Consider the following 14,263-nt stretch of genomic DNA (forward strand, 5'->3'; position numbering starts at 1 on the left):
CATGTTTGCTCGCAACCAAACTCAACTCATGCTGCCTCAAGATAACGTTATTACATCCTTTCTGTGCAAAAAGCTCGGTCACAATCATCTGAGAATTGCCGGCGAATATTGGCACATTGAGAAGTTGGTGGCCTTGCAATGCATGATGTTGAAAGAAGCGCCTAACCTCCAAGAAGGGCTGCTTTGGTGGAGTAAAAGTGTCTCATTATTCGACCGCCGCTTGTACGTCACATTGCAACATGGTGATGCCCAAATCCATCTGCAAGTCGAATGCAGAACGGCCGATATGCCAAATTGGGCGGAGTCGGTGTTTGGCTTGCTCAAAATGCAGTTGGAAATGCTTGAGCTAAGCGAATCAATACAGGTACAAGTTCAAGCCAGCAATCCACTCGCGGCCGATATTTTTCTAGGGGAAACGCGAGATTCTAAAACGAGTTCAAGCGTATTTGACCTGGTGAAACATGTTTATTTGCTGCTTTCTCACCAGCCAATTGAGCAACCAGAATTACTGAGTGTTTTGAACGCCTTGTTCATCAAAAACAGCAATTACGCGCTCAAGTTAGAGCAAGCGGCAAGGCAACTGGGCGTCTCCAAACGCACCTTGCAACGTCGACTGCAAGAGAAGCAAATGAGCTACTCTCAATGCGTTGATTTCGCTAAAAGAAAGCAAGCACTCACTTTGCTTGCCGACACCCAACTCACAACGCAGCAAATCGCCTATCAACTTGGTTACGAAGAACCATCGAACTTTCACCGCACTTTTCGTCGTTGGTATCCGTTTTCCCCCATGCAGTATCGCCAACAATGTTTGGATAACCGAACTCAACTAAATCAACAACCGATCCGCTTGTACTACGCCAAAGCCAATACCTTCGACGATAACCACATCGACCAACCTGTCGGCAAAATCTGGATGGAAGTGGACAATATTGCGTTTGAAAAAGTGGTCTCGGTAGAATGCCGTGACCGTGATGGCGCATGGCGGCGCTACCCCGCCTTCTTCGAGCGTTTTTTAAGTCATGGCACCGAACTCTGGGCAACGACCGAACTTCCGGTGGCGCATCCCCTGACCTTTCGCCTGTGTTATGAAGTCGATGGGGAGCGTTACATTGAGAATAACCACCAGCGTGATTATGTGGTTTCTAAGGGGCTTTTAATTGGCGCAACGGAATACATTGTCCCGACTCGACAGCTGATTAATATCGGGGCGCAATACACGCTCTTTGTCGAACTGGCATGCCGACTTGAAAACGTTGTGAGGATTGACTGTTACGTCGATGATGACCCCACACCTCACGCAATGCGCTTAACCAAACACTCGCTACATTATGCTTGTTGGGTGCTACAATTATCGCTCACTCAAACTGCAAAGCAGTGCCGTTTCCGCCTTTATGATGAATCCGACAACGAGCTCGCGAAAGAGCATTACCCGATACAATATCCTATTGTGCAACCGCTCAATTAAAACTGTCGGTCAGATCAAAATCATCTCTTCGTGACATCATTTCACGTCTTTTTTGGCGTGAAATGACACTCTCAACTTCAAACCTTTGCTTTATCGTTTCTGCATTGCTGCATAACGGAGGCAAAAACTGTGTTTGAAACTCTACCTAACCCAATGAATAAAATAAAAATACTTCCTTTAGCGATCGCTCTTGCTCTTTCTGGCTGTGGAAGCGACGAAACCACACCAATCGATACAGGCAGCCACGTGGCATCTCCTGATTGGCAAGATCAAATCATTTACTTCCTGATGATCGACCGTTTTAACGACGGCGACAGCGCTCTTAATGATCAAGGGCAAAACGAATTCGATCCGACTTCGGATAAAAAATTCAGCGGCGGCGACCTCGTTGGCGTGAGTGATAAGTTAAGCTACATCGAAGATCTCGGTGCCACATCGATCTGGATTACTCCGCCAGTTGCTAACCAATGGTGGGATGCAGAGCAAAACTACGGCGGCTACCACGGGTACTGGGCGCGCGATTTCCAAAAAGTGGATGAACACTTTGGTGACATGGAAAGCTACCAAGCGTTAGCACGCGAAGTGCATGCGCGTAACATGTTCTTAATTCAGGACATCGTGACCAACCATGTAGGCAACTTCTTTACCTACGATGATCCTTACAGTTATGATCCAAGCCTACCTTGCCAAGGCTTCCGTTTGATTAAAAATGCACTACCCGCCGGGCAAGAACTGCCGTACCCACTCAACATGAACGAGTGTAAAACAGACGGCACAGGCAGCTACCATTGGACGCCAACCATCACCGACCACAACGATCCGGTACAAGAAAAAAACTGGCAACTCTCTGATTTGGATGACCTTAATACGTCCGATCCTGAAGTACGCGCTTACCTAAAAGAGAGCTACCGAAAATGGATTCGCGAAGTCGGCGTCGACGGATTCCGTATCGATACGGTGAAGTTTGTTGAACACGACTTCTGGAACGACTTCCTACATGCCGACGATGGTGTGATGACGCAAGCGGTTGATACCGGTCGTGACAACTTCCTCACTTTTGGTGAAGTATTCGAAACATCTACGCCTTACCACACCGAAGGCGAAGAGAAGATGCTGACTTACATCGGTGAAAGTGGTTCGCCGAAACAGCTAACCTCGGTACTGAACTTCCCATTGCAAGCGACCATGACGCGCGTATTTGCATCAGGACAACCGACCGACTATTTACGTTTCCGTCTTGAGAAAATGATGGAGATGTTCCCAAATCCATACATCATGCCGAACTTCATTGATAATCACGACATGCCGCGCTTTCTGTCGCAAGGTAGCGTGAATGACATGAAACAAGCACTGATCACCATGATGAGCGTACCGGGCATTCCTGTGATTTACCAAGGTACTGAACAGGCGATGTCATCGGCGCGTGATGCGATGTTCGCCGGAGGGTACCGTGAAGATGGCAACTACGTAGACTCATTCGACCAAAACAGTGAGATGTACTTGTTTATTCAAGAACTTGCCAAGCTACGCACTGAAAACAAAGTCATGACACGTGGCGAAATAAAAGTGATTGGCAGCGATAAAGCGGGCGCGGGCGTCTTCGCCTTTACCCGAACGTTGGATAACGACGAAGTCTTGGTTGTGATGAATACATCCAACTCGCCGATGTTGATGAACCAACTCGATGTAGAACAAGTTGGCGGCACCGTCTTCAAACAACAAATCATATCGAACTGGGCAAACGCTCCAGAACAGTTAGTCGCAGATGAAAATGGTAACGTAACCCTTGAGCTACCAGCCAAGTCTGCAGTGATTTACTCAAAAACAAGCAACAACCAATCTGTAGAGACCCCAGACCTCAATATCCGACTTGCTCAAGATTGGGAAGGACAAACCATCACTGGTGATATTGTTATCGCGGGTAGTGCGAACGCCAACGAGAAGTTGAACCTTGTCGTCGATGGTAACTTGGAAACAGCGCAAACCATTACTGTAGGCGCTGATGGTCAGTTTAGCGTCACGCTGTCGACTCGTCACTTTGCGATTGGCGAACAACAGCACCGCTTCGCGATTTATTCCACCGAGAAAAAAGCAGGCATCGAGGACGTGAATTTTGTCTCGAACCTAAGCTGGTCAAGCTCGCCGGATGACACCATTGATGATGCAGGTGATGCGCAAGACGGCACAAGCGGTCCTAACGGTAACTACTCGCTACCAACTGATCCAACGTTCGACAAAGACAGCAGCCAGCTCGCGATCAATAAAGCAGAAGTGTTTACCGTTGGCAGTAACGTACGCTTGACCTTCACTATGGACAAAATCACCGACACTTGGTTGCCACCAAACGGCTTCGACCACGTAGGTTTCACCATCTTTATTGATTTACCGGAAGAAGCCGCAACCAACTTGTCTGAGCTACCGAAGATCAACGCTTCTATGCCAAGCGGAACCTGGAGTCGCAATGCGGTTGTTTTTGGCTGGCAAAGCTCGATTTACAACACCAAAGGAGCAAATGCGACGACATGGGGAGAAGCCGTAACGCCAGCACCAACAGTGACAGTAGACAAAGCCAACAACACCATTTCAATGGACTTTGCTAGCGATGCACTAGGCCGCCCAGATTCGCTCGATGGAATCCGATTCTATGTCACGACTTGGGACTTAGACGGCCTTTCGGCAACTTACCGTCCGCTAGAGCAAGACAAAGGCCCTTGGAACTTCTCCGGTGGCGCATCGGATGAAAGTAAGATTTGGGACTATTTACCAATCATCACCTTGTCGGAATAAACCGTTAAAAAAGACACCGCCCAGCGTTTAGCTGGGCGGCCATCAACAAAAGAATGCAGAAAGACACTTCTGCTCGTTTTTATTCTAGTTAAAGAACGATTTCACCCACAGCACCAGACTGTCCCAAAGCTGACCGAACCACGAGCCCTCTTCTACCGCTTGGCTGCTGACCAAGGGATAACTCGCCACGGTACTGTCATCGCTTTTCCAAACGACCTTACCAATCTCATCTCCTTGCGCGATCGGCGCAATCAACGGTTCATTTAACACCACACTCTTATCAAGCCCAGCCGTCATTGAACGAGGCAGAGTGAGATAGGCATCTTTAGCGAAGATCGCTTCAACTTGATTAGCATTTCCCTTCCAAACGCGAACTTTAGACTCAACTTGGCCCTGCTTAGCAACTTGCTTGGTGTCATAAAAACGAAAACCATAGCTAAGTAGATTCTTCGATTGGCTGATCCGAGCCTGTTTACTTGGCGTGCCCATCACCACCGAAATAAGGCGCATTCTTCCTTCTTTGGCCGAGCTCACCAAGCTGTATCCGGCATTGCTGGTGTAGCCGGTTTTGCCCCCGTCGACATCAATGGAATTGTCCCACAACAACTTATTGCGGTTGTACTGCGTAATGTCGTTCCACTTGAAGACTTTCTCGCTGTATAGCGCATACACATCAGGAACATCGCTGATGATCGACTGCATGAGTTTTGCCATATCGGTTGGTGAGGTTTGGATGCCATCACTATCAAGACCATGGGAGTTCACAAAATAGGTGTCTTGCAGTCCTAATTTCTCCGCCCAACCATTCATCAAGGCGACAAAGCCGCGTTCACTGCCTGCAACGTGCTCAGCCAGTGCAACGCACGCGTCATTTCCTGATTGGATGATCACGCCGCGCATTAAGTTCGCAACACTAATTTCATCTTTCGGTTTGATGAACATTTTAGAAGAACCGGGAAACTTGGCCGACCACGCGTTTTCGCTCACGGTGACAACATCATCCCATTTCAAACGCCCCGCTTCGATTTCTTGTCCAACGACGTAAGCGGTCATCAACTTGGTTAAACTAGCCGGAGCAAGGCCTGCTCGCCCGTTATGCTCGGCAATAATGGCACCGGATTGAAAGTCCATTAATACGTAGCCTTTTGCCTGTAACTGAGGTGGGTTGGGCGTAACAACGGCAAAAGTAGGTACGCTTATTAAACAAGTCACAATTGTCCATCGAGCCAGTGACACTTTCATCCGACTTCCTCCATGCTCTTACTTTGTCGCAACTCTATTGAGCATAGCTCACTCAACCAGTTGCACCAGTCGCTAATCGTTTCATTTTCTTGAACTTACATTGATTTGACCAAGGTATAGAACTGACGAAGCGATTTGGAAATAGCATTGGTTCTTCACGCCATTCGCAGTAAAGTAGCGCTACCCCTCAATAAGGAAATAAAGATAACAATGAACGCTCAATCATTTATCGACGCAGGATTGCATTACACTCCCCACAGTTTTACCGTTCCTCTGGATTACCAAGACGTGAGTAAAGGCACCATTGAAATCTTCGCTCGTGCGGTTTGCCTAGTTGGCGATGAAGAATCGACCAAACCTTGGTTGGTTTACTTTCAGGGCGGGCCAGGCTTTCCCTCTCCGCGTCAAAACGGCAATAACGGCTGGGTAAAACGCGCGCTGCAAGAGTACCGAGTTTTGCTTCTCGACCAGCGCGGTACGGGCAATAGTTCGGTGATTAATCATCAGACTCTGGCTCATTTCACGCCGCAGAAGCAGGCCGAGTACTTGAGCCACTTCCGAGCGGATAACATCGTGCGCGACGCGGAGTACATTCGTGAGCAATTTGGCGTCGAAAAATGGGCGATCTTAGGTCAAAGCTTTGGGGGGTTTTGCTCCCTCACCTATTTGTCTTTGTTCCCAGACAGCTTGCTGCAAAGCTACATCACGGGTGGCGTGCCATCAGTCTCGCGTCATGCCGACGATGTGTATGAAGCCACCTTCAAACGTACCATGGAGAAAAACCAAGCGTTCTTCCAGCAATTCCCAAAAGCGCAACAACTTTGCCAAAACATTGCGAATCACTTGCTGGAAAATGAAGAGTACCTACCAAATGGTCAACGCTTCACAGTGGAGCAATTTCAGCAGATCGGTATCAACTTTGGTGTGAGTGATACTTTCTTGCCAACTTACTATTGGCTAGAAAGTGCATTGATTGAAGTGAACGGCAAACAACAACTTCGCTATGAGTTCTTGAACGATATGTTGGCGCAGCAAAACTTCCAAACCAACCCGATTTACGCCATTTTGCATGAATCGATTTATTGCCAAGGTTTTGCGTCAAATTGGAGTGCACACCGTGTTCGCCAAACCCGACCAGAGTTTAATTATGAACCTGGCAAGCCATTTTACTTTACGGGGGAAATGGTCTTCCCATGGATGTTCGATCAATACGTCAACCTCAAGCCACTAAAAGATGCAGCTGAAATATTGGCTGCGAAAGAAGATTGGACTGCGCTGTACGATCAAACACAACTGGCTCAAAACAAAGTGCCCGTCAGTTGCGCCGTTTACGCCGATGATATGTTTGTGGAAATGGATATCAGCCGAGAAACGCTCGCGTTAATCCCAAACTCAAAAGCGTGGATCACTAACGAGTACGAGCACAACGGTTTACGTGCCGACGGTGAGCGCGTTTTAGATAAGTTAATTGCGATGGGGAAATAAAACCGCCGCTAATTTGAAATAAATACTATAAAAACGCCTCTTCTAGAGGTAAGAGGCGTTTCATTCCTACCATCTTGTTTTCACGAATCTTTTACGCGCTTGGTCATACGTTTCGTCATCACCCGGTAGCCCATTTTATGATAGAAATCCTCACCTTCATGGTTAAATGACGCCACGGTTAAGCCGATTTCTTCTATTCCTTGAGCACACAAATCGCTTTCCACCTTATCCATCAGCGATAAACCTATTCCTAAGTTTCGATGGCTCTCTGAAACAATAAGCTCATTAATAAAACCAACGCGTTTTTCTGGTGAAATCAGCGACTGAACGTTACGAACCGAACCAGAGATAAAACCGACGACCTTTCTTTGCGAACAAGCAATAAAAGCGCTCACGCTGCCGTCAAAATACTTTTCGAAAGTGCCATATGATTCTCTTAGTTGCGCCAATTCCTTGGGTGGACGATAGAAGTTCGGTTCAGCTTCATAGTGCGATGTATCGAGTTCAACGAGTAATTGTTTGAGCAAGGGNGCTGCATGTCCTTTCCTTGCCAACTGATCCGATTATTATTTTGTAGCTCTTGCGCACAACTTTAATGAAGAGCCGAAGAAGGAATCACAGTACAAATTTAAACCAAAAGTGTCGAGTTCAACTTACCTTGTTCTCTACAATTTATGCTTATAATTTGAACACATAGCGATTTTACCCGCGTGACGCTTTGCCGCATCAAAACACCGCTACATCCTGCCTAGCCATAATATCCGCATAATTTGTCCGTATTTCCGACTAATTTAGTCAGGTATACTTCGTGCCGCTAAAATTTTAAGGTCGTTGACCACCTGTATTTTTAAAGGAAACCTCATGAGTCAGTATGTAGTTTGTGCGCTGTACAAGTTTGTTGAGCTGAATAACTATCAAGAACTACGCGAGCCATTACTTGCGTTGATGGAAAAACACCATATTCGCGGAACATTACTGCTGGCAAGTGAGGGCATCAACGGCACTGTTGCCTCTGATCGTGCAGGTATTGATACGCTACTGGAGTGGCTAAACAACGAGCCTCGTTTGACAGGCACCGTATACAAAGAGTCGTACTCTGAGACCCAGCCATTCAATCGCACCAAAGTGAAATTGAAAAAAGAGATCGTAACATTAGGTGTTGAAGGCATAGACCCTCGCCACGTAGTGGGTACTTACGTGAAACCTCAAGAGTGGAACGATCTTATTGCTGATCCTGAAGTGTTTGTTGTCGATACACGTAATGATTACGAAATCGAGATCGGCACATTCAAAGGCGCTGTAAACCCAAATACTGAAACCTTTCGTGAATTCCCAGACTATGTAAAAGAAAACATGGACCCGGAAAAGCATAAGAAAGTGGCGATGTTCTGTACCGGTGGTATCCGCTGCGAAAAATCAACTGCTTACATGAAAGAACAGGGCTTTGATGAGGTCTACCACTTAGAAGGCGGCATTCTAAAGTACCTTGAAGAGGTACCAGAGGAAGAGAGTATGTGGGAAGGCGATTGTTATGTGTTTGACGGTCGTGTTGCAGTCAACCACCAGCTAGAAAAAGCAGATTACGATTTATGTAACGCTTGTCGTCTACCGATCACTGAAGAAGACAAACAGTCAGAAATGTTCGAGCAAGGCGTGAGCTGTCCGAAATGTCACGGCACACACTCAGGAGAACAAATTGCTCGATTCCGCGAACGTGAAAAACAAATTGTTCTTGCAGAGCAACGAGGCGAGCAGCATGTTGGTGGCGAAAGTGCCAAGCAAAGAGAAGCTCGACGTGCCGCTAAGTATGCACAAAAAGACGCTCAGCGTAAACAAGACTAAGCTCGACCCTAATTCTATTTTAAGCGAGCTGCCGTAAGGTGGCTCGCTTTTACTATGCACCAACACTCTTTCAATACAATTTTGTATCTCTCACCAAAACCTCTAGTTGATTGTCTCTTTTGCCTTCGGGTAGCCCCACCATCTCATCATAAGCACTTTGATGTACTAAAACCTGCTTATTTGCTTTGATATTCTTGCACTTCTTTTGCATCTCGATAAGGGAATGAGCCCTCAAAAAGATACCGTTGTCGTCAGTGATGAATTGCGCTTTTCCATCAACTACGACAGATGCTTGATACAATGCGAGATCAAGCGAGTGAATGATCAATTTATCTACGTAGAAGAACTTTTCTAACTTACTCAGTGGTATCGACATGTCTCACCTCCTTGTGAGCAACCTCTACGTTTTAATGAACAAAACCGATCATTAGGTGAGATCTCTTCGGATCATTTGCGTACAACATCGGAAACAAAGAGGATTCCGATGCAAACAATCAATGTCGTGTGGTTAAAACGAGATTTAAGACTGACTGACCACCAGCCCTTAACACAAGCATTGTCGTCAAAGCACCCAACGGTACTTTTATATATTGTTGAACCGTTGCTGTTAAACAACCCTCACTATTCTGAGCGTCACTGGCGATTTGTTTGGCAATCATTGCAAGACATGAATGAGACGCTCAAAGCCTATGGACACCGCATCACGGTTCTGTTTGGCGATGCCTTAGCATGTTTTCAATCAATTCAAATGCAATATCAAATCAACGCTGTGTTTTCTCATCAGGAAATAGGGCTCAACTGCACCTTTGAGCGCGATAAGCAAATTGCCGACTGGCTGCATGAGCAAAACATCACGTGGTTTGAGTTCGAGCACGGTGCTGTTATTAGAGGAGCAAAAGACCGGCAGGGTTGGGACAAACATTGGGATTTGGTCATGAGAGCCTCCATAAGCCCTCTTGAGCTGCAAACCAACTTGTTGCATTCATTGGATGCAGAAGCACTCGGCTGCGCGTTTTCGCCACCTTCATCCTGGCTATCAAAATGCAAAGGAATGCAAACGGGAGGAAGCCAACTCGCTTGGAAAACACTGGAGGACTTTTTCCATCGTCGAGGTCGTGATTACTATCGAAGCATTTCTAGTCCCACAGCCTCACGTACAGCCTGTACTCGCCTTTCTCCATACCTCGCTTGGGGTAATATATCCTTGCGTGAAGTTTATCAGTACCTATTGAAACACTGGCAAGTTGCTGGGTTTCGTCGCAGCTTAATTGCGTTGTCTTCACGGCTGCATTGGCACTGCCATTTCATACAGAAATTCGAGTCGGAATACGACATGGAGTTTTACTGTGTTAACCGGGCTTACGAATCGTTGATTAAACAAAGTAGCACTTTCGATGAAGAAAAGTTAGCAGCATGGAAATCTGGATATACAGGCATACCTTTGATCGATGCCTGTATGCGCTGTTTGCATCAGACTGGCTATATAAACTTTCGTATGCGTGCCATGCTGGTTAGTTTTCTCACTCATCACATGAACATGGATTGGCGAACTGGCGTGACGCATTTAGCGCAACTATTCCTCGACTTTGAGCCTGGTATTCATTACCCACAATTCCAAATGCAAGCCGGGGTAACTGGGACCAATACAATCCGGATTTACAACCCGGTTAAGCAAGCCCAAGAACATGACCCTGATGGCGCGTTCATCTATAAATGGGTGCCTGAATTGCAAATGGTCCCCACCCCACTATTGTTCGAGCCCTGGACAATGACACAGATGGAAACCGTCATGTACCACTTGAAACCGGATAGCCGTTACCTAGCGCCTATTGTCGACCTAAATAGCGCAGCTAAAGACGCAAGGGAGCGTCTATGGGCATGGCGCAAACGGGCCGATGTAAAACAAGAAGGCAAACGGATTTTAACGCGACACGTGAGGCCATCGAAAGAAAGCAGGGCTCGTTGATCATCTTTTCATTTAGATGCGTACAAACGAAGACATTCTCTAGGGAAACCGTTGTACCCCCAACTCGTAAGGAACACATTATGTTTAAACGTATCTTGGTTATCACGGCTACATTGATGGCGACTTTATCTTTTATGCTTCCCGTCAAAGCTCATGATCATGGCATGATGAAGACTGATATTGTCGACGTTGCCACTGAAAACGGCTCTTTCAATACACTTGTCGCTGCAGTGAAAGCGGCTGATCTAGTCGATACACTCAAAGGAGAAGGCCCATTTACTGTTTTTGCACCAACGGATGACGCTTTTGCAAAACTGCCTGACGGTACAATCGATATGCTCTTAATGCCGGAAAACAAAGACAAGTTAGTATCCATTTTGACTTATCACGTCGTCCCAGGGAAAGTAATGGCTGCCGATGTTGTTAAGCTGGACAAAGCGACTACGGTTCAGGGGCAAGACGTGATGATTAAAACCATGGGTGATAAAGTCATGGTCAACGATGCAAATGTAATGGCAACCGATGTGAAAGCTAAAAACGGCGTCATTCATGTTATTGATACCGTCATTATGCCTAAATAAAATGATTCAGAGGGCGGTATATTCCGCCCTTTAAACGGTGCTTCTTCTATCCTTAATACTGCCCCTTCCCACCTTCGACCCAACAACCAATCACTCATTCGCTCCAGCTATAGAAAAGACAAAAACAACATGAAAACCAATACCTTAGAAACAAAACAGCACAATATCAATGAGGTTGGCGTACCGTTACCTTTCAATTTGAGAACATGATTCCATGTCAGTGTCGTTTACTTTTCCACATGTTAATTCTTGAGCTAAATTTTGGCTGCTCAATCACATTTCGGCAAACCATTCGAAAGGGTGGGATGCAAAGCTTCCGGTCTGTCAGCATTCCATCATCAAAAGTAATGCTCATGATAGCGGGGTTGCCATGTTGCAACACTACATTATCCAAATGTATGGATTCATGCAGCGTTGCTTCGTGCTCAGCATGCGCCGAGGTGTGACATTAATTTGTCAGCCATAACAGAGGACATGTGATGAAATCCTTTCCAACCAAATCCGTACTTGCGTTAGCACTTGCAAGCATTAGCTCAGGTGCAGCGGCTCACGGTTATGTATCAGAAACCAATGGTGGTGTCGCTGCAAGTCGCTCGGCACTATGTAAGTATCCAACGCCAGATACTAACGAAAAAAATAATAACTGCGGTGCGATTCAATATGAACCGCAAAGCGTTGAAGGCCCTGATGGTTTTCCACAAACAGGGCCTCGCGATGGAAAAATAGCAAGTGCCGAAACCGCTCTAGCTGCCGCTCTTGATGAACAAACTGCCGACCGCTGGGTTAAACGTCCTATTCAATCAGGTACACAGACTTTTGAATGGACATTTACAGCTAACCATGTGACGCGTGACTGGAAATATTACATCACCAAACCTGATTGGAACCCAAATGCCTCACTATCACGCGACTCGTTTGATCTGACTCCTTTCTGTGTAGTCGACGGCAATATGGTTCAACCTCCAAAACAGGTGAGCCATCAATGTAATGTGCCTACGCGAGAGGGGTATCACGTCATTCTGGCGGTATGGGATGTTGGCGACACAGCGGCTTCATTTTATAACGTGATCGATGTGAAATTTGATGGCGACAGTCCAGTCATTCCAGATTGGACGCAAGGCGGTCAAATTATTCCGACGATGGATTTAAATGTTGGAGATTCGGTTTATACGCGCGTATTTGATCTGGCGGGTGAAAACATAGCTTATCGAACCGAGCTAGAAATTACCGATGCAGTCATGGGCAAAGCGAAAAACTGGTCTTACGCTCTAGCAACGAAGATCAACCAAGAGCAAACTAAACTGCAAGCTGGACAGTATGCCGAGGATAAATTCACTCCTGTTTATGGTACTAATCCGGTGTATCTGCAAGCTAATAGCGGCCTTGAGCGTGTAGAAGTCGGCTACAAGATAGAAACTCCCGTTCCAGAGTACTCACTCACAGTAGATGGCTTAGCAGACGAGTATATCATTGAGTCAACACCGACAACGTTGGATCTAACACTAACTGCTGAAGGCGATTTAAACGCAGAACTCACCGTGTACAATCACCACCGTGAGCCACTTGCAAGCTGGGCAGACGAAATGAAAGACGGCTCGGTGGAGGCTGTATCGCTCGCTTTAAGCAAATCAGAGCCTGGTCACCATATGCTCGTGACTCGTATTAAAGACAAAGATGGTAACTTGGTGGATCAGCAAACGCTCGACTTTCACTTAAAAGAAGAGTCAGTAACGCCACCACCATCTGGCGAGTACGATTTTGTCTTCCCTGAAGGGCTATCTAGCTACACGGCGGGCACAAAAGTGCTTGCAAGCGACGGTGCCATTTACCAATGTAAACCCTTCCCATACTCTGGTTACTGTGTACAGTGGAAAGAAAGCGCAAACCAATACGAACCAGGAACTGGTTCACACTGGGAAATGGCTTGGGATAAAGTCAACTAAATCGCCCTTTGAACGTTAAGTAAAAAGAGCCTCGCTATGAGGCTCTTTCATTATCAAACGCAAAAATGGCAGTTTTCCCGATCTAAACCATGAACACCTGACAAATTAGCCAAATGAGCCCGCCCTTCAATCAGCCCCATTTCATAACCTTCCAATAGAACGGTTTGTCGCATTGATAAGCGCTGAACAGGAAAATTATCTGGTGGTGCAATCACTCTGACATGCGTTCCCGGTGGAGGATTACGAATAAATTCCAACGATTGATTGTAGTTATCTGCACGTCTTAACATCGCGTCCATCATTTTAGGATGTTCGGCAAATAACTTCTTCATCAGCCATGTGGTTTTTACTGGCTTCTTGGTATAATTTAGCGGGTGAGAAAGCACAACAGTTATGTCGCGAGCCCCGCGACGATAAGCCTCACGCACTGGGATAGAATCTGCAACCCCACCATCGGTATAGCAGCCTCCAGAAAAGCAAGGGGTATGCTTGTATGCAATGGGTAACGCTGTTGTCGCTTCAATCGCATGATGAAAATTATCACGCGTCACGCGATAATAGTCTGCCTGTCCTGTATCTACATTCGTCGTCGCTGCCAGAAAAGGAATACCATTAAACAGTTTATTTTCATCGACGGGATACAAACGATTAGACTCTTCAAACAGCCACTTCACATCAATGAGATCCCCACCTTTAACGAATCGAGTCGGATCAAAAAAGCGTTTACTCTTTGCCAGCTTAGTAATGACATTAATGCTGCGATGCGGATAGTCGGTCAAATAACCAATCAAGTTTGATGCGCCAGCAGATACACCAATGGCAAAATCAAACGGTTTATAACTCTGCTCTAAAAACGCATCTAGCACTCCGCTTGCGAAGACACCTCGCATCGCGCCACCTTCCACTACAATTGCTTTTGTTGCCATATTTCCCCCATTATTCTTTCCAAAAG

At 46.4% G+C, this 14,263-nt stretch carries 10 protein-coding genes, 1 pseudogene and 1 riboswitch; of the genes and pseudogenes, 7 read left to right on the top strand and 4 right to left on the bottom strand.

What is annotated here, in order from left to right:
• Position 1 precedes the first annotated feature (1 nt).
• Entirely contained in the window at positions 2-1,465 is a 1,464-nt protein-coding gene (locus CAG69_RS20515; protein WP_161445959.1) for a helix-turn-helix domain-containing protein, read from the top strand.
• A gap of 129 nt (positions 1,466-1,594) precedes the next feature.
• Positions 1,595-4,252, top strand: a complete 2,658-nt coding sequence (locus CAG69_RS20520) for an alpha-amylase family glycosyl hydrolase (RefSeq protein ID WP_161445961.1) — start codon at positions 1,595-1,597, stop codon at positions 4,250-4,252.
• An 84-nt stretch (positions 4,253-4,336) separates the two neighbouring features.
• On the opposite strand, the gene CAG69_RS20525 is transcribed toward CAG69_RS20520, so the two are convergent.
• Positions 4,337-5,494: a D-alanyl-D-alanine carboxypeptidase family protein gene (locus CAG69_RS20525; protein WP_161445963.1), complete on the bottom strand. Its 1,158-nt coding sequence runs from the start codon at positions 5,492-5,494 to the stop codon at positions 4,337-4,339.
• Between the two features lie 210 nt (positions 5,495-5,704).
• Here CAG69_RS20525 and CAG69_RS20530 point away from each other — a divergent pair.
• Positions 5,705-7,001, top strand: a pseudogene (locus CAG69_RS20530) (alpha/beta fold hydrolase).
• 58 nt (positions 7,002-7,059) lie between these two features.
• Here CAG69_RS20530 and CAG69_RS20535 read toward each other — a convergent pair.
• Complete coding sequence (locus CAG69_RS20535; RefSeq protein WP_161445967.1) at positions 7,060-7,533, bottom strand: GNAT family N-acetyltransferase; 474 nt, start codon at positions 7,531-7,533, stop codon at positions 7,060-7,062.
• A 307-nt stretch (positions 7,534-7,840) separates the two neighbouring features.
• Between CAG69_RS20535 and trhO the strand changes: the two genes are divergently transcribed.
• Positions 7,841-8,821, top strand: a complete 981-nt coding sequence (gene trhO, locus CAG69_RS20540) for an oxygen-dependent tRNA uridine(34) hydroxylase TrhO (RefSeq protein WP_161445969.1) — start codon at positions 7,841-7,843, stop codon at positions 8,819-8,821.
• A gap of 70 nt (positions 8,822-8,891) precedes the next feature.
• Here trhO and CAG69_RS20545 read toward each other — a convergent pair whose 3' ends face one another.
• Positions 8,892-9,197, bottom strand: a complete 306-nt coding sequence (locus tag CAG69_RS20545; protein ID WP_006740792.1) for a DUF6482 family protein — start codon at positions 9,195-9,197, stop codon at positions 8,892-8,894.
• A gap of 108 nt (positions 9,198-9,305) precedes the next feature.
• Here CAG69_RS20545 and CAG69_RS20550 point away from each other — a divergent pair, with 108 nt between their 5' ends.
• From CAG69_RS20550 to gbpA, 3 genes are all read left to right on the top strand, one after another.
• Complete coding sequence (locus CAG69_RS20550) at positions 9,306-10,787, top strand: cryptochrome/deoxyribodipyrimidine photo-lyase family protein (RefSeq protein ID WP_161445971.1); 1,482 nt, start codon at positions 9,306-9,308, stop codon at positions 10,785-10,787.
• A gap of 80 nt (positions 10,788-10,867) precedes the next feature.
• A complete protein-coding gene (locus CAG69_RS20555; RefSeq protein WP_161445973.1) occupies positions 10,868-11,368 on the top strand; it encodes a fasciclin domain-containing protein in 501 nt (166 codons plus the stop codon).
• Between the two features lie 272 nt (positions 11,369-11,640).
• Positions 11,641-11,741: riboswitch (cyclic di-GMP riboswitch) on the top strand.
• A gap of 106 nt (positions 11,742-11,847) precedes the next feature.
• Positions 11,848-13,311: an N-acetylglucosamine-binding protein GbpA gene (gbpA, locus tag CAG69_RS20560; protein WP_161445975.1), complete on the top strand. Its 1,464-nt coding sequence runs from the start codon at positions 11,848-11,850 to the stop codon at positions 13,309-13,311.
• Positions 13,312-13,364: 53 nt separating this feature from the next.
• Here the strand turns inward: gbpA and CAG69_RS20565 are convergent, their stop codons facing one another.
• Entirely contained in the window at positions 13,365-14,237 is an 873-nt protein-coding gene (locus tag CAG69_RS20565) for a patatin-like phospholipase family protein (protein ID WP_161445977.1), read from the bottom strand.
• Between the last annotated feature and the right edge of the window lie 26 nt (positions 14,238-14,263).

Source organism: Vibrio sp. V43_P6S15P86, from assembly GCF_009904725.1.
In the GTDB taxonomy this organism is placed as follows: domain Bacteria; phylum Pseudomonadota; class Gammaproteobacteria; order Enterobacterales; family Vibrionaceae; genus Vibrio; species Vibrio diabolicus.

Excerpts from the sequence above, each read along its gene's own strand:
- CAG69_RS20515 (WP_161445959.1), top strand. The coding sequence starts at position 2 with ATGTTTGCTCGCAACCAAACTCAACTCATGCTGCCTCAAGATAACGTT.
- CAG69_RS20525 (WP_161445963.1), bottom strand. The coding sequence starts at position 5,494 with ATGAAAGTGTCACTGGCTCGATGGACAATTGTGACTTGTTTAATAAGC.
- trhO (WP_161445969.1), top strand. The coding sequence starts at position 7,841 with ATGAGTCAGTATGTAGTTTGTGCGCTGTACAAGTTTGTTGAGCTGAAT.
- CAG69_RS20545 (WP_006740792.1), bottom strand. The coding sequence starts at position 9,197 with ATGTCGATACCACTGAGTAAGTTAGAAAAGTTCTTCTACGTAGATAAA.
- CAG69_RS20550 (WP_161445971.1), top strand. The coding sequence starts at position 9,306 with ATGCAAACAATCAATGTCGTGTGGTTAAAACGAGATTTAAGACTGACT.
- CAG69_RS20555 (WP_161445973.1), top strand. The coding sequence starts at position 10,868 with ATGTTTAAACGTATCTTGGTTATCACGGCTACATTGATGGCGACTTTA.
- gbpA (WP_161445975.1), top strand. The coding sequence starts at position 11,848 with ATGAAATCCTTTCCAACCAAATCCGTACTTGCGTTAGCACTTGCAAGC.
- CAG69_RS20565 (WP_161445977.1), bottom strand. The coding sequence starts at position 14,237 with ATGGCAACAAAAGCAATTGTAGTGGAAGGTGGCGCGATGCGAGGTGTC.